At 48.4% G+C, this 16,772-nt stretch carries 12 protein-coding genes; 1 reads left to right on the plus strand and 11 read right to left on the minus strand.

What is annotated here, in order from left to right; all coding sequences use genetic code 11:
- Positions 1-41 precede the first annotated feature (41 nt).
- From BLA28_RS16415 to BLA28_RS16450, 8 genes are all read right to left on the minus strand, one after another.
- Positions 42-1,205: a phosphoglycerate dehydrogenase gene (locus BLA28_RS16415; protein ID WP_044972420.1), complete on the minus strand. Its 1,164-nt coding sequence runs from the start codon at positions 1,203-1,205 to the stop codon at positions 42-44.
- Positions 1,206-1,259: 54 nt separating this feature from the next.
- Positions 1,260-2,342 (minus strand): 3-phosphoserine/phosphohydroxythreonine transaminase, encoded by a 1,083-nt coding sequence (gene serC / locus BLA28_RS16420; RefSeq protein ID WP_009252362.1) that lies wholly within the window; start codon positions 2,340-2,342, stop codon positions 1,260-1,262.
- A 267-nt stretch (positions 2,343-2,609) separates the two neighbouring features.
- Positions 2,610-4,298 carry a biosynthetic-type acetolactate synthase large subunit gene (gene ilvB / locus BLA28_RS16425; RefSeq protein WP_069158205.1) on the minus strand — a complete coding sequence of 563 codons (1,689 nt, stop codon included), beginning with the start codon at positions 4,296-4,298 and terminating at the stop codon, positions 2,610-2,612.
- Positions 4,299-4,441: 143 nt separating this feature from the next.
- Entirely contained in the window at positions 4,442-6,106 is a 1,665-nt protein-coding gene (gene ilvD / locus BLA28_RS16430; RefSeq protein ID WP_071699259.1) for a dihydroxy-acid dehydratase, read from the minus strand.
- A 27-nt stretch (positions 6,107-6,133) separates the two neighbouring features.
- Complete coding sequence (gene leuB, locus BLA28_RS16435) at positions 6,134-7,231, minus strand: 3-isopropylmalate dehydrogenase (RefSeq protein WP_069158206.1); 1,098 nt, start codon at positions 7,229-7,231, stop codon at positions 6,134-6,136.
- A gap of 381 nt (positions 7,232-7,612) precedes the next feature.
- A complete protein-coding gene (gene yajC / locus BLA28_RS16440) occupies positions 7,613-7,933 on the minus strand; it encodes a preprotein translocase subunit YajC (protein ID WP_009252358.1) in 321 nt (106 codons plus the stop codon).
- A gap of 165 nt (positions 7,934-8,098) precedes the next feature.
- Entirely contained in the window at positions 8,099-9,238 is a 1,140-nt protein-coding gene (gene tgt / locus BLA28_RS16445) for a tRNA guanosine(34) transglycosylase Tgt (protein ID WP_044972428.1), read from the minus strand.
- Between the two features lie 30 nt (positions 9,239-9,268).
- Positions 9,269-10,501 carry an acyltransferase family protein gene (locus BLA28_RS16450; RefSeq protein WP_069158207.1) on the minus strand — a complete coding sequence of 411 codons (1,233 nt, stop codon included), beginning with the start codon at positions 10,499-10,501 and terminating at the stop codon, positions 9,269-9,271.
- A 226-nt stretch (positions 10,502-10,727) separates the two neighbouring features.
- On the opposite strand from BLA28_RS16450, the gene aroC reads away from it, so the two are divergent.
- Entirely contained in the window at positions 10,728-11,843 is a 1,116-nt protein-coding gene (aroC, locus tag BLA28_RS16455; RefSeq protein WP_069158208.1) for a chorismate synthase, read from the plus strand.
- 138 nt (positions 11,844-11,981) lie between these two features.
- Here the strand turns inward: aroC and BLA28_RS16460 are convergent, their stop codons facing one another.
- The 3 genes from BLA28_RS16460 to BLA28_RS16470 form a co-directional block, all read right to left on the minus strand.
- Positions 11,982-12,935 carry a diguanylate cyclase domain-containing protein gene (locus BLA28_RS16460; RefSeq protein ID WP_069158209.1) on the minus strand — a complete coding sequence of 318 codons (954 nt, stop codon included), beginning with the start codon at positions 12,933-12,935 and terminating at the stop codon, positions 11,982-11,984.
- Positions 12,936-13,086: 151 nt separating this feature from the next.
- Entirely contained in the window at positions 13,087-15,453 is a 2,367-nt protein-coding gene (locus BLA28_RS16465) for a glycoside hydrolase family 3 protein (RefSeq protein WP_069158210.1), read from the minus strand.
- A gap of 47 nt (positions 15,454-15,500) precedes the next feature.
- Positions 15,501-16,565 (minus strand): lactonase family protein, encoded by a 1,065-nt coding sequence (locus BLA28_RS16470; RefSeq protein ID WP_069158211.1) that lies wholly within the window; start codon positions 16,563-16,565, stop codon positions 15,501-15,503.
- Positions 16,566-16,772 lie beyond the last annotated feature (207 nt).

Genomic DNA, 16,772 nt, shown 5'->3' on the forward strand with positions numbered 1-16,772 from the left:
TAAAACCGCTCCGGACATTTTGCTGTGAACAAAAATTAATCTTATTTTACAACGCGCACGCGGATAACACCCGGGATAGAACGAAGGGTATTGATAATCTCCTCGCTGGGAGGCGTCTCCACATCCATCATGGTATATGCCACGTCTCCTTTGGACTTATTGGTCATATCGGAAATATTGATGCCGTTATCACCGAAAAGCGCGGTGAATTTCGTTATCATATTCGCCACATTCAGGTGGAATATTGCAATTCTTCCTGCCTGATCACAGATTCCCATATCACAGGAAGGATAATTCACACTGTTATTGATATTTCCGTTTTCCAGGAAATTCTTCAGTTCCTTAACCGCCATTACCGCACAGTTATCTTCGGATTCCTCAGTGGATGCTCCCAGATGAGGGATCACGATGCAGCCCGGCTTGCCTGCCGTTGTAAGGTTGGGGAAATCGGTCACATATTTACGTACCTTTCCCTGTTCGATTCCGGCCAGGACCGCTTCTTCATCAACCAGAAGATCCCTTGCAAAATTCAGAAGGATCACACCCTCTTTCATTTTCGCAATAGCTGCTTCATTGATCATTTCTCTTGTGGAGTCCAAAAGGGGCACATGGATGGTGATAACATCACAATTTTCATAAATCTCATCCACATTGATAACATGCTTTACATCGCGGCTTAGATTCCAGGCAGCATCTACGGAAACATAAGGGTCATAGCCATATACTTCCATACCCATATGCTTTGCCACATTGGCAACCTTAACGCCTATTGCGCCAAGTCCGATAATACCCAGCTTCTTATCCTGGACTTCCGTCCCTGCAAAATTCTTTTTTACTTTTTCCGCGTCTTTGGCAATATTCGGGTTATCCTTATTGGCTTCCACCCAATTGATGCCGCCTACAATATCACGGGAAGCCAGCAGCATCGCTGCGATCACGATTTCCTTCACGCCATTGGCATTGGCTCCGGGCGTATTGAAAACAACAATACCCTTGGATGCACATTTATCCAGCGGGATATTATTGACGCCTGCTCCGGCCCTGGCCACCGCCAGAAGATTATCCGGAAGATCCATGTCATGCATGGAAGCGCTTCTTACAAGAATGCCGTCCGCTTCCCCGATATCTTCTGTTTTTACATATTCTTCGGTAAAACCATCCAGTCCCACCTTCGCAATTGGATTGAGGCAATGATATTTAAACATAGGGGACTTCTCCTTTTTTCCTAAATTATTCTTTTAACAAACCATATATACGAATCAGGCATTTTCCGCTTCGAATTTTTTCATAAATTCCACCAGCTTTTCCACTCCGGCAACAGGCATCGCATTATAAATGCTGGCACGCATACCGCCTACGCTTCTGTGGCCCTTCAGGCTTTCCAGACCGGCTGCCTTCGCTTCCTTCACGAATTTGGCATCCAGCTCCTCGCTGCCGGTGATGAAAGGAACATTCATAAGGGAGCGGTCTTCCTTACGCACGGTCCCCTTAAACAGCTTGCTTTCATCCAGGAAATCATAGAGAATCGCCGCTTTTTTCTCGTTCAGTTCTTTGATAGCCGTCAGGCCGCCCATTTTCTTAAGCCACTTGAATACCTTGCCGCAGATATAGATTCCATAAGCGGGAGGGGTATTATACAGAGATCCCGCATCCACATGGGTCTTATACTGAAGCATGGTAGGTGTCCCGGGAAGCACATCCTCAGTGATCAGATCTTCCCTGATTATGACAATTACAACACCTGCGGGTCCGATGTTTTTCTGTACGCCGCCGTACATAACACCGTATTTGGTAATATCCACCGGCTCGGACAGGAAACAGGAGGAAACGTCCGCTACCAGCGTTTTGCCCTTGGTGTTGGGTAATGTTTTGAATTTCGTTCCGTAAATAGTATTATTTTCACAAATATAGACATAATCCGCATCCTCAGAAACAGGGAGATCGGAACAGTCCGGTATGTATGAGAAGGTTTTATCTTCAGAAGAGGCGATTTTGTTCGCTTTTCCGTATTTGGACGCTTCCTGCCATGCTTTCTTCGCCCACTGGCCGGTAACAATGTAATCTGCTACCTTGTTCTTCATAAGGTTCATGGGAATCATTGCAAACTGCTGGCTCGCCCCGCCCTGCAGAAAAAGCACCTTGTAATTATCGGGAATACCGATCAGCTCCCTTAAATCCGCTTCTGCTTCATCAATGATTGTCTGATAGGTTTTGGAACGGTGGCTCATCTCCATAACAGACATGCCGCATCCTCTGTAATCCATCATTTCCTCTGCAGCTTCTTTCAATACTTCCTCAGGCAGAACTGCAGGTCCAGCCGAAAAATTATATACTCTTGCCACGACTAATTTTCCTCCTCATATTTATTTCACAGGCCGCTGCTCTTTCCCTGCGGTCCGATACCGTCTATTTTACATAGTCCTTTTGCTTTAGTCAACTACTACGTTAAACAATTTATGTGCTTTTTCCGCAAAAAAGACCGTGAATATTACTATCTGCCAAAGACCTTCCGAGGATACCCGTACATAATGTATAAGTATGCCGGGCGCAGCAAAACTGTGCCCGGCATGGCCATTCCTTCCATAAAAGGCAGATACTTCACGCCTTTATCACTGCGCCGCATTTTCTCCGGCAAGATCATCACCGTCAAACACTTCACTGATAGCGGCCCCCGGAGAAACCATGGGAAATACCTTATCATCCTCAGGAATCACACATTCGATGAGCACCGGTCCTCCCGCGGCAATCGCCTTTTCAATAGCCGGAGCCACTTCTTCCTTCTGTGTCACCCGGATCGCCATACAGCCCAGGCCTTCCGCCACCTTGCAGAAATCCACCTTATCCGCAAGGACGGTCTGAGAATATCTGTGATCATAGAAAAGGGTCTGCCATTGCCGTACCATTCCCAGTACATGGTTATTAATCACCACCTGTATAACAGGAATATTGTATCTGCTGGCTGTAGCAAGCTCGTTCATGTTCATACGAAAGCATCCGTCTCCCGCTATGTTCACACAGATTTTATCCGGCTTGCCCATCTTGGCTCCGATACAGGCTCCCAGGCCATAGCCCATGGTCCCCAGCCCTCCTGAGGAAATAAAGGTACGCGGCTTCGTATAGTGGTAATACTGGGCAGCCCACATCTGATGCTGTCCCACATCCGTAGTGATTATCGCATCTCCTCCCGTTATCCGATCCAGCTCCTCTATCACGTAAGGACAGCTGAGCACACTTTCGTCATACTTTAACGGATATTTTTCCATATATTCTTTAATATGGGATGTCCATTCCTCATGGGAAAGCTGGGGGAGGCGGCTGTTTATCGTATTCAGGATATCCTTCAGATCGCCTACAAGAGAAGCGTCCGCATGCACATTTTTATTAATTTCCGCCGCATCGATATCTATGTGCAGTATTTTGGCGTGGGAGGCAAATTTTTTGACATTTCCCACCACACGGTCGGAGAAACGGGCACCCAGTGCAATCAGGAGATCACATTCACTGACTCCGAGGTTGGATGTCTTGGTACCGTGCATGCCTATCATACCCGTATATAACGGATTATGCCCGTCAAAAGCACCTTTCCCCATAAGGGTATCGCATACGGGCGCATCCATTTTGGCTGCAAATTCCCTGACCTGTCCGGAAGCGCCGGACAGAACCGCTCCGCCGCCCACGAAAATATAAGGCTTTTTTGCCTTAGTGAGCAGTTTCAGCGCCTGTTCCACTTCTTCTTCGTTATATTTTTTTACCCATTCCGGCTTTTCCGGTTCTTTGGGTGTATATTCATACAAAGCGGCCGTAACATCCTTGGTGACGTCCACAAGCACCGGCCCCGGACGTCCGGATGCCGCAATACGGAAGGCTTTCCGCAGAGTATCGGCAAGAATACTGACATCCTTTACAATATAGCCATGTTTGGTAATCGGCATGGTAACACCGGCAATATCCACTTCCTGAAAGGAGTCCTTTCCCAGCATGGGAAGGGTTACATTCGCCGTAATCGCCACCATGGGGATGGAATCCATATAGGCAGTGGCAATCCCTGTAACAAGATTTGTGGCTCCGGGGCCGCTGGTAGCCAGACAGACTCCCACCTTTCCCGTAGCTCTTGCATAGCCGTCAGCCGCGTGGGCCGCTCCCTGTTCATGGGAGGTCAGCACATGAAAGATTTCTCTCTGGTGTTTATACAGGGCATCATAGACGTTTAGAATAGTTCCCCCGGGATAACCGAATACCGTATCCACACCCTGTTCTTTCAGACATTCGACAATAATTTCCGCTCCTGTCAGCTGCATGCATTCCTCCGTTCCGCCGCTTCCGCGGTCTGTGTTTCTTTTTTTCTGTCCTCCGGCGGCAGAAAAAGGAATGTGCCTTCCCGTTTCATGCCGCCCTTGGCTCTTTATGATCCGCAGCTGTCCTCAGGGCAGCGCAGAATATATTACTTAATTTCCAGAATGGCTCCGCGATTGGCACTGGTAACCATCTTCCGGTATCTGTCCAGATATCCGGTCGTAACCTGAGGCTGCCTGGGCTGCCATTTTGCACGTCTGCTTTCCATCTCTTCCTCGGATACCTTCACATCCAGACGGTTTTCCGGGATATTGATGCTGATAATATCCCCTTCCTCCACCAGAGCAATCGGTCCGCCCACAGCGGCTTCCGGGCATACATGGCCGATAGACGCTCCGCGGGAAGCGCCACTGAAACGTCCGTCAGTAATAAGCGCTACGCTTGATCCCATTCCCATTCCTGCTATTGCAGAGGTAGGATTGAGCATTTCACGCATACCAGGGCCTCCCTTAGGGCCTTCATAACGGATGACCACGACATCTCCCGGCACAATCTTGCCGTTTTTGATAGCGTCGATGGCATCATCTTCACAGTCAAATACTCTGGCAGGTCCTTCATGAACCATCATTTCAGGGGCTACTGCAGAGCGTTTTACCACCGCTGTTTCCGGAGCCAGGTTTCCCTTCAGCACTGCAATGCCGCCGGTTTGGGAATAAGGATTCTCTATCGGGCGGATTACCTCCGGATTTTTATTGACACAGCCGGCAATATTTTCTCCGACCGTTTTGCCGGTCACCGTAATCAAATCCGTATATAACAGATTTTTCTTATTCAATTCATTCATTACGGCATAGACACCGCCCGCCTCATTCAAATCTTCCATATAAGTGGGGCCTGCCGGAGCCAGATGGCACAGGTTAGGCGTTCTGGAAGAAAGCTCGTTGGCAATTTCCATGTTCAGCTCCACTCCCGCCTCATGAGCGATAGCCGGAAGATGCAGCATGGAATTCGTGGAACAGCCAAGAGCCATATCCATGGTCAGGGCGTTCATAAATGCTTTTTCAGTCATGATATCCTTGGGCTTGATATCTTTTTCCACCAACTGCATGATCTGCATGCCGGCATGCTTGGCCAGACGGATACGTTCGGAATATACCGCAGGAATGGTACCATTTCCCTTAAGCCCCATACCCAGCGCTTCCGTCAGACAGTTCATGGAATTAGCCGTATACATACCGGAGCAGGAACCGCAGGTAGGACAGGCCTTTTCTTCATATTCCTGAAGCTCATCCATGGACATGCTGCCTGCCGCAACGCTTCCCACTGCCTCAAACATGGAAGAAAGGCTGGTTTTATGGCCGCATACATGCCCTGCCATCATCGGTCCGCCGGAAACAAAGATTGTGGGGATGTTGATTCTTGCGGCCGCCATCAAAAGACCGGGAACATTTTTATCACAGTTGGGAATCATTACCAGCCCGTCAAAACCATGGGCCATAGCCATACATTCCGTACTGTCGCAAATCAAATCTCTGGTAACCAGGGAATATTTCATTCCGATATGTCCCATGGAGATACCGTCACATACAGCGATAGCCGGGAACACAAAAGGTGTCCCTCCTGCCATGGCAACGCCCATTTTAACCACTTCCACGATTTTATCCAGATTCATATGACCGGGAACTATTTCATTATAAGAGCTGACAATACCGATGAGAGGGCGCTGTCTCTCCTCTTCCGTAATGCCCAGCGCATTAAACAGGCTTCTGTGGGGCGCCTGCTGTACTCCTGATTTTACTGAATCACTTCTCATATTCTATCCTTCTCCTTTCAGGGATTTTTAAATTCTGTCTGCGAGCAGAGTGCCCATTTCCTGACAGCCTACCTGTCTTCCGCCCGCCTTCAGACAGTCTTCCGACATGATATCCACCGTACGGAAGCCGTCCCTCAATACCTGCTTTACTGCATTATCCACCGCATCCGCTTCCGCCGCCAGATCAAAGCTGTAGCGCAGCATCATAGATGCGCTCAAAATCGTCGCAATGGGATTGGCAATGTCTTTGCCGGCGATATCCGGTGCGCTTCCATGGCTGGGTTCATACAGGCCGAAGCTGGTATCATTCAGGCTGGCGCTTGCCAGCATACCGATTGAACCCGTCACCATGCTGGCTTCATCGGAAAGAATATCACCGAACATATTTTCCGTCAATATCACATCGAACTGTGCCGGATTCTTAACCAGCTGCATTGCACAGTTATCAACCAGCATATGGGAAAGTTCAACCTCCGGATAATCCTTCGCCACTTCATTGACCACGTCTCTCCAGAGCCTGGAGGAATCCAGTACATTGGCCTTATCCACGCTGGTAACCTTCTTCCTGCGCTTCATGGCTATATCAAAGGCCTTAACCGCAATACGGCGGATTTCCTTTTCATTATAGGTAAGGGTATCCACCGCGGTACGTACACCGTTTTCCACAGTGGTTTTTCTTTCCCCGAAATACAGGCCGCCGGTCAATTCCCTCATAATCATCATATCAAATCCGGCTTTGCTGATTTCTTCCTTAAGAGGGCACGCGCCCGCCAGTTCATCGTATAATACCGCAGGCCGCAGATTGGCAAAAAGCCCCAGCTCTTTTCTTATGGCAAGAAGTCCTGCTTCCGGACGTTTCTGAGACGGCAGCTTGTACCAAGGCGAGGTATTGGCATCCCCGCCGATAGATCCCATCAGCACCGCATCGCTTTTCTTCGCGGCATCAATGGCCTCCTGTGTAAGAGGGATACCATGTACGTCAATGGACGCCCCTCCCAGAAGGATTTCCGTATATTGGATGGTATGACCGAACTTTTCCGCTACCCTGTCCAATACCTTTTTCGCTTCTCTCACAATTTCCGGGCCGATTCCGTCGCCCGGTATACAACCGATATGTAATTCCATAATATTCTCACAATCCCTTCTTCTGCGGCGCATACAACAGGGAATAACACTTCTTTGCCGGTCATGACCGCCCTTCCCTTACGCCTGCGCTTTCCGTCTTTTTATAATCATAGCCCAAAATATGCAGAATTTCAACAGAAAGAACCGGCGGCAATAAAAAACAGCCATACCCTTTCGATATAGCTGCAATAACCTGCAGGAATAAAAAAGCATTCTTTCATAGCCAGAATGTATAGCCAGGCACATTTTTTACTGCTGATTCCAAATGAAAAAACGGAAAAGACTGTCTTCCGGCAAGTCATTTTCCGCCTTAAACCTGCACATGTCCAAACCGCGCCATGTCTGCAGGATCATTGATTTCTTTCAGCCGGCACCTGTATATCAGTCGTCGGCATTCGCTTTCTCAACCTGAGAAATTGCTGATTTCTGCATGGGGATACGGCAGTTTTTGTTATTGCCGAATTCCACAATAACGGTATCATCGGTTATATCGATAACGACTCCATAAAATCCGCTGCTGGTCAGTATACTGTCTCCGATTTCAAGAGAAGAAAGCATGGTATTCATCTTCTTCTGTTCCTTCTTCTGAGGACGGTACATTACAAAATAAAAGAACACACCGAAAATAACAACGTACATCAAGATAACGCCAATCATACTTCCTGTTCCTGCTGTTGCAGCTTCGCTCGCTAAAATTCCCATCTCTACTTACTTCCTCCTACGTCGGGCTTAACAGCCCTGCAATTTAACTATACGCGGCAATACCGCATACATTTCTAACAAACATCATACACAAAAAACGGACAAGGGGCAAGCCCTTTTACCCACTTTAAAAAAATTTTAGAATTATTCATCTGCAAACCGCGTTCACATTGAGCCAGCCGGCTGGCTCATTCCTTCGAGTTTTGCTTTTTTGTAGGAAGCAAATTCTCCCCGGTCAAGGGAATCGCGTATTTCTTCCATCATGGTATTGTAGAAGTATAGGTTATGGAGTACGCAGAGACGCATTCCCAGCATTTCTTTGGCTTTGAGCAAGTGGCGTATATAGGCTCTGGAGTATCTTCTGCAGGCCGGGCAGTCACAGCCTTCTTCTATCGGGCGCTCGTCCAGTTCGAACTTAGCGTTAAAAAGGTTGATCTTTCCATGGTTGGTATATAAATGTCCATGGCGTCCGTTTCGGGAAGGGTAAACACAGTCAAAGAAGTCTATGCCCCGTTCCACACCTTCCAGAATATTGGCAGGAGTTCCCACACCCATCAGATAGGTAGGTTTGTCTGTGGGCAGATACGGTACCGTTTCATCCAGGATATGGTACATCTCTTCATGGGTCTCACCCACTGCCAGACCGCCTACGGCATAGCCGTCCAAATCCAGCTCCCGGATTCTTTTGGCGTGCTCAATACGGATATCCGCATATACAGCTCCCTGGTTAATACCGAAAAGCATCTGTTTTTTATTAATCGTATCATCCAGATTGTTCAGGCGGCTCATTTCCGCTTTGCAGCGCTCCAGCCACCGGGTAGTACGGGCCACCGAGTTTTCCACATAATCCCGTTCGGCTTTGGCAGGGGCACATTCATCGAAGGCCATGGCAATGGTGGATGCCAGATTTGACTGGATCTGCATGCTTTCCTCCGGCCCCATGAATATCTTTCTTCCGTCGATATGGGAATTGAAATAAACACCTTCCTCTTTAATCTTGCGGAGGGTAGCCAGAGAAAACACCTGAAATCCACCGGAATCCGTAAGAATAGGCTTGTTCCAGGACATAAATTTATGCAGCCCTCCCAGCTGCTTTACTATTTTATCTCCCGGCCTTACATGAAGATGATAGGTATTGGACAGCTGTACCTGGGTCTTGATATGCTCCAAATCCTCCGTGGAAACGGCTCCCTTGATGGCGGCAACCGTCCCTACATTCATAAACACCGGAGTCTGCACCGTTCCGTGAACGGTTTCCAGTTCCCCTCTCTTCGCTCTTCCTTCCTGTTTCAGCAAACGATACATATATATTCTCTCCTATCTTTGTTCTCTCGGTTACATTTCGTTATCCCGAAGCAGCTTCTCATCCAGTTTCAAAGCCTTCCGTTCCAGCCAGCCCTGTTTTCTGACGCCTTCCTTATTCCTTCTCAGCCGTCCGGGCAGCCCGGCCGCTGTTTTCCGCAGCATCTCCAAAAGGGCGCATACCAGGAAAATCCCGGCAGCCAGCGTCAGTACCCCCGGTACCAGATACCATTTATCCGCCATCTGTGAAGGATTTATCCATTCCCATAAGATTCCTCTCCAATTGGGGTTGTCATGGAGCAGGTACACGCCGAAGCTTAACGGCGCCGCCGCAAGAATCAGGCGCTGCAGCCTTCCCGGCCTTATCTCCAGATTCAGGAAAGCTATAAAAAGCAGCAGCGCCGCTGCCAGTACAAGAACGGAATTATATTGATAAAAAAGGCTGTAGCCCCACATCAGATCCTGAAGGAAGCCTATTTTTCCCAAAGGTGTCGCCAGCAGCAGTTCAATCACAAACCTGCTTGCCGGTACCAGAAGGCCTGCCGCCAGAAAATGCAGGAAATGCCTGGCCGTCCTTCCGTCGGGGACATAAAAGCGTTTCAGATAGGCCCCGAACAGATATACTGTCACAAACCACACCACTCCGCTTCCTCCGCCAAAATTCAATGCCGGAGAAAAGAAAAAAACATTGGGCCACAGGGAGAACAGCACAAAGAGGAACCCCAGCAGCAGCCTGAACTGTTTCCGGGACAGTCCCAGCAGAAGTTTATTCAAAAAGGGCGACAATATAAGCATACCTGCATACATTGTCACAAACCAATATTCACAGGATAATATCGGGAATACCGCGGCAATCAGGGATGACATATCCAATGGCTGCCGGAGCACAACCGCCGCCACTATAAAAAGAGCCATAGAATAAAACCAGACCTGCCCCTCCAGACGAAGAATACGCACAAAAGAGAACGAAGCTTCACACAAAAAATACCCGCTGATCAGGATATAACAGCTGATGGAAACAAAGGATATACCAAATATCGTCCAGGTAAGATAATAGGAAACACTTCCTTTTTCCACTGTTTCCAGTACCTTCCCGTGATTGAGAAGATGCATCAGAACTATCATCAGCATGGAACAAATACGCAGAAGTTCCACGTTAGCCATTCTCTTTTTTCCCATTTTCTTCTGTTCCTCCATAGCCTGTCCTTCCTCCGCCGTTCTCCTGCCTTTCGCCTGAAATGCATTGTCTTTCCTAACAGGTGCCATTCACAGTTTACACCCTGCGGGCGCATACAGTAACTGCATAGTCCAAACAGTAACTCATGATAACACATTGCCCTCCTTCCTTCAAGATCATCTTGCCCGCCCGGGGAATATACGCTATAATTTAGTAGCAGTTCACGGGTATCCTGTGCTGCTTTGCCCATGTTTTACAGGAACATATCTGACTGTAGATTATTATGCAGCATACCGCTGCCGGAGGAATATTGTTATGGCAGGAAATACTTTTGGAACCTATTTTAAAATAACAACCTGGGGAGAATCCCACGGGAAAGCCCTTGGTGTAGTCATAGACGGCTGTCCGGCCGGCCTTTCTCTTTCTGAAGCAGATATCCAGACCTTCCTTGACCGGAGGAAGCCCGGCGGCAGCCGGTATTCCACTCCCAGAAAGGAGGGGGATGAAGTGACCATTCTTTCCGGAGTCTTTGAAGGAAGAACCACAGGTACCGCTATCTGTCTGATGGTCCCGAATACCTCCCAGCGTTCCGGTGATTACAGTGAAATTGCATCCTATTATCGTCCGGGACATGCCGATTATACCTTCGACGCCAAATATGGTTTCCGGGACTACCGGGGCGGAGGCCGTTCCTCCGGCAGGGAAACCGTGGGACGGGTGGCGGCCGGAGCCGTTGCCTCTCTTATATTGAAGGAGCTGGGAATTTCCTTGTGTGCCTATACCAAAAGCATAGGCCCGGTTTCCGTAAATATGGAGAATTTCCGGAGGGAAGCCATCCTCACTACTCCCACCTGTATGCCTGACGAAGAAAGCTCCGCCAAGGCAGAGGCTTATCTGGAGGAATGTATGGCGGCGCATGATTCCGCCGGCGGCGTGGTTGAATGCAGGGTTGACGGTATGCCCGCAGGCGTGGGGGAACCGGTTTTTGACAAACTTGACGCGTCTCTTGCCAAAGCCCTCATGTCCATCGGCGCGGTAAAGGCGGTGGAAATCGGTGACGGCTGTGCTGTTTCCTCTTCCACAGGCACGCAGAATAATGACCCTTTTCTCTCAGAGGATGGCAGGATAACCAAAAAATCAAACCATGCAGGCGGTATTCTGGGCGGTATCAGTGACGGTTCTCCCATTATAGTACGCGCCCATATCAAACCGACCCCTTCCGTTTTTTCTCCCCAGGAAACGGTAAATAAAAACGGGGAAAATATTCTTGTCCGGATTAAGGGACGGCATGATCCGGTTATCGTCCCCAGAGCTGTGGTGGTGGTAGAGGCGATGACCGCTCTCACTCTCGTCGATCTGCTTTTTGCCGGTATGCCCTCCCGCATGGAGGGTCTGCGCAGGTTCTATGGCTGTCCGTCAGAACAGGATTGATGGAAGTCCATTATGAGATGTAACTCATAATCACAGCCGCTGATAAAAATACCGATTTTTCAGTTCTGTACACAAAATAAGAAGAGCCTATGGAATGCAGCGCCTTTGCCGCTTAATTTCCCATAGGTTCTTCTTATTTCACCGGAGTAAAAGTTCCCAATGCACAAGCTCATTATCCCTGTTCTTTTTTGCGAGGTAAAGAGCCTGGTCCGCTTTATTTAAAAGTGCTTCATAAGAAACGTTTCCGCCTGAAGCAAAGGTAATTCCCGCGCTGACAGATATCTTATCATGCATCTCCAACGCCTTTTGCCTCTCCTCCCAGTCTGATTTCAGCATTACAAGAAAATCTTCTATCTCACTCTTTTCGTTAATATCAGCTAAAAACAGAGTAAACTCATCTCCTCCGATACGGCCGGTTAAATCTTTGGGAGAAACTACAGATTTCAGGCTTTCTGAAAAGGAAATCAATGTCCTGTCTCCCGCAGGATGACCATACTGATCATTGATCTTTTTGAACCAGTCTATATCTATCATCAAAAACGCCCCGCCAGTTCCATCTGCCAGAAAACGTTCACAGGTTTCCTTGAAATACAAGCGGTTCAGTAATCCGGTTAAGGAATCATGCCTCAGATTATAAACAATCTGCGTGTGAGTCTTTTCCACCATATGATTGGGGAAAAATTCATCACTCGCCTGGTTGGGATCGGCAACAGACTGATGAATATGTACTATTTTCCACCCACTCTCTGTCTGCTCCAGAACAACTGTGAACCGAAAACACATATCATATAAAATACCTTCATCGGTATCCTCCCTGACAACCAATTCCCCCATCACAAGGGAATGGGAATCGGAAAGCTCCGTTGTTTGATACCACTGATCCCGGATCACAAAACGTCCGTTCCAGCTATTGCTCTCTTCCGTAAAACTGGCAATAAATTCTTCTAAATTCCTCTCCACCTCATGGGCTCCGGTTCCTATCACACTGATTTTCTCAGAAACAAATTCATTTACAAGATCGTACCGGCGCTCCTCTAAATAGCTTTTCCAAATAAAGCGGCAAAAATCATCTGCACTTATATTTCTTTCCATACTACCTATACCTTTTCTTCATATCTTATTGAAAAGCTCACCGAATCCAACAGCGGTTGAATTCTGCCTGAAAATTTAAGGGAGGCAGTGGCTTGTGTGAGTCGCTGTCTCCCCTGTTTAGAATTATCTGTTTCTCAACATACCCTTTTCATTAATCCAGTTTCATTATGGTTTCAAGAATTCTGGCAGCACAGGTTTCTATTTCTTTCCGGGTTACCTTACCCTCTTTCCATGCTTCCAGTACTTCATCCGGATCCCCGGAGCCCATCTTCAAATCATTTCCTGCCTTGATTTCCTTGTACTGGTAAGCCTTATTCCACCAGTCCGTGGTAACCATGCCCTTAAAGCCCCATTCCTCCCGGAGAATGCCTGCCAACAGGTCTTCTCTTTCGGAAGCATATCTGCCGTTAATCATATTGTAGCAGGTCATCAATGTCCAGGGCTGGGCTTCCTTCACGGCAATTTCAAAGCCCTTCAGGTAAATTTCACGCAGCGCCCTCTCCGATACCCGGGAATCACTGGCCTTGCGGTTTGTCTCCTTGTTATTGCAGGCAAAATGCTTAATGCTGGCCCCGATATGCTCAGACTGAATTCCGTTAACCTTGGCAGCTGCCATCTTTCCTGCGATCAGCGGATCTTCGGAATAATATTCAAAGTTTCTTCCGCACAGAGGGCTTCTGTGTATATTCATGGCAGGAGTGAGCCAGATTCCCAGGTTATTCTCTTTCATTTCCCTCGCGCCCGCCGCACCTATTTCATATACAAGATCCGGATTCCAGGTACATGCCAGCAGGGTCGCACAGGGCCATGCCGTTGTACATACGCCCAGGCCGGGCCTGATCCTCACACCCGCCGGCCCGTCTGCCGTCATCAGGTTGGGAACGCCGTATTCCGGAAGGTTTCCCATACCAAAGGTATTGGCCACACCCGTATTGGGCTGTCCGCAAAGCAGATCTATCAGCTGTCCGTTTGTCAGCTGGGCAAGGAACTCTTCCATGGAAGCATCCCCGTTCACCACATCCATGAGCATGATTTTCTTCTCAGGAGCATCCGCTCCCCGCTCATTAGCTGCAGCATCTCCTTCCCAGTGTCCCTTGTGAGGAGGATTGCCTTCCACAAAGCCGGGAAATCTTTCAGCCTTACATTCCGCCTGCACCGGAAGCTCTTCAAAGCTGCCGTCCGCCAGCATTCTTTTGGCAAGCTGACGGGGTGCCACGCGCTCCTTCAGCACAAGAACCACTCTGTCCGCTTCTTCTTTATATACAAAAGATACCTTTTCCGTATTTCTCACAGAATTGCCCAGATAGAAGCCGTATTCTCCCGCTTCCATTACATAAGCGGATTTCGCTATCTTTCCGGTATCGTCATAACTCGCCATGGAATCTGCCGCCAGCCGCAATGTAACCTGCTGTGTCTCTCCCGGCTGCAGGCAGCGTGTCTTTGCAAAAGCGCCCAGTGCCCTTGCCGGCTTGCCCAGCCTGCCCTGAGGGGCGCTGTAGTACAGCTGTACCACTTCCTTGCCCGCAAGCTTCCCTACATTAGTGACACTTGCTTCCACAACGATCTGTGTTCCGTTCTCAGCCTTCTCCAGCATTCCGCAGCAGTTCCTTATTGCAAAAGAAGTATAGGACAGTCCGTAGCCAAAAGGATAGTTTACCTTTTCAGCCGCCCCCGGAATCGTCTCAAAATACCGGTAGCCCACATAAATATCTTCCGTATAATCCACATAATCATCCGAGTCATTAAATCCTGCCGAGGACGGATAATCATCAAAGGAACCGGCAAAAGTATCCACCAGCTTTCCGGAAGGATTAGCATCCGCACACAGAATATCCGCTATGGCGAGCCCGCCTTCAATGCCAGCCTGCCATGCGAGCAGTACGCTCTGGATCTTCTCATTCTCCTTAAACCAGGAAGAATCAACCATTCCGCCTACATCCAGCACTACCGCCACTTTGGGGAACGCCGCCGTAACGGCATCCACCATTTCCTGTTCCTGAGGGGAAAGATAAAAGTCTCCGTCGCCCGGTATCCCTTTTCTGTCCCAGTCTTCCCCGGAGAAGCGGCAGATAGTGATAACCGCAATATCCGTATATCTTCTGGCTGCCTGAAGCAGCCCGGCAGGCACCGCAGGCTCCACGGTTTTACCGTTTTCCTTTCCCTGCGCATACTGCTCCTTTACATCCTCTTCATAGAAACGGGAAAGTTCGTCAAAAACCTGAAGCTTCCCCTCTTCCTCCTTGAGCTTCATGCCCTCATAAATATTACGGGTATAGGAGGTCGTAACTTCCCCGCTTCCGCCGCCTCCTCTGACATAATCGATCTGTGCTTTTCCGAAAAGGGCGACTCTGCAGCCCTTCTTAAGCGGCAGCACGCCGCATTCGTTTTTCAGCAGCACCATCCCTTCCGTGGCCGCCTGCCTTGACAGCCGGATATGCTCCTCACAGGCTGTTACCAGCCGGCCGTCCTTCCCCATAGGCAGACAGGGCTGATGTGCAATCCTCGTCCATTTTTCCATAAAATTTAGTCCTCCCTGATATTTTGTCTACAAAAAACCTGCTTGCTTCAATTCCCGGATACCTTATGGAAAATCACGCAGTTAGGCTGCGCAACCTTCATCTCCGGGCCATTCATAACCAGCAGCCCCTTTTCCAAATCCGTCGTAAAAAAAGTAAGAGTTCCCGAATCCTGATTCAGCGAAACCAAGTGCTTATTATCCGGGAAAAGCGCCACATCCTTAGGATACTCCCCGCTCACCGGCAGACACAAAAGCTTCGTCAGCAGCCCCGTTTTTTCATCAATCTTATAAATAGCCGCGCTGTTATCTCCCGCATTGGAACTGCACAGATACCGGAAATCATCGGAAAGATTCAGCGCACTTGCCGTGGAGCCTCCCGCATGATAATTATTCAGCGTACTGACAGACTGTATTTTTTCAAAGAAAGGATTATCCTTTTCTTCCTTATAAGTATACACATCAATACAATTCTTCAGCTCATGCACAATATAGAGGAATTTCCCATCCTTACTGAACTTCAGATGCCTGGGCGCACTCTCCAGATCACTGCGGATCACATCCACAAGCTTCAGCTTCCCGCTCACATGATCCAGACGATACACATTCGTATGATCCATTCCCAAATCCGCCACACATAAATAATGATTATCCCTGGTCATCTTCGCACAGCTGATATGCGGCCGGAAATTCCTCTCCGCAACAATTCCCAGCCCCTTATAATAAATCTCTTCCGTTATTTCCCCCACGCTGCCGTCATCATTAATCCGCAGCACCGTAAGCTTCCCGTCATGATATCCCGCCACAAAGATATACTTATCCTCATAATCCGTAGACACATAACAGCCCCTCATCCCATTGATGGAGCCCATATTAATAACCTGAAGCCCGCCATCCTCCTTAATCCTGTAAGATTCCACACCAAAATCCGTAATAGAATACAGATACCTCTTATTATGAGAGATCGTCACATAAGAAGAATTCGTTATCTTAATCTTCTCTTTCTCCGTAAATCTCCCCTTCTGCATATCCACATCATACACCGTGATCCCCTGTTCACTCCGATCCCCGGTCGTGTATGCAGACACATACGCCACATATTTATCCTGTCCCATTTTTTCAGCCTCCTGTCGTGATTTACCTTGTAAACGACATCCTTTTTCAGGTTAAACTAATCTTAACATACCCCACCCCGTTTGTTAATCTTTTTTACTCAATTTTTTCCCACCCTTTACTCATAATATCATCCCCTTCAAGGAATCTTCTCTTCACAGCATCCATCCTCCTTCCATCCATAAATCCGTCAGCCTATACTATTCTGC

The organism is Eisenbergiella tayi (assembly GCF_001881565.1).
Lineage (GTDB): Bacteria > Bacillota > Clostridia > Lachnospirales > Lachnospiraceae > Eisenbergiella > Eisenbergiella tayi.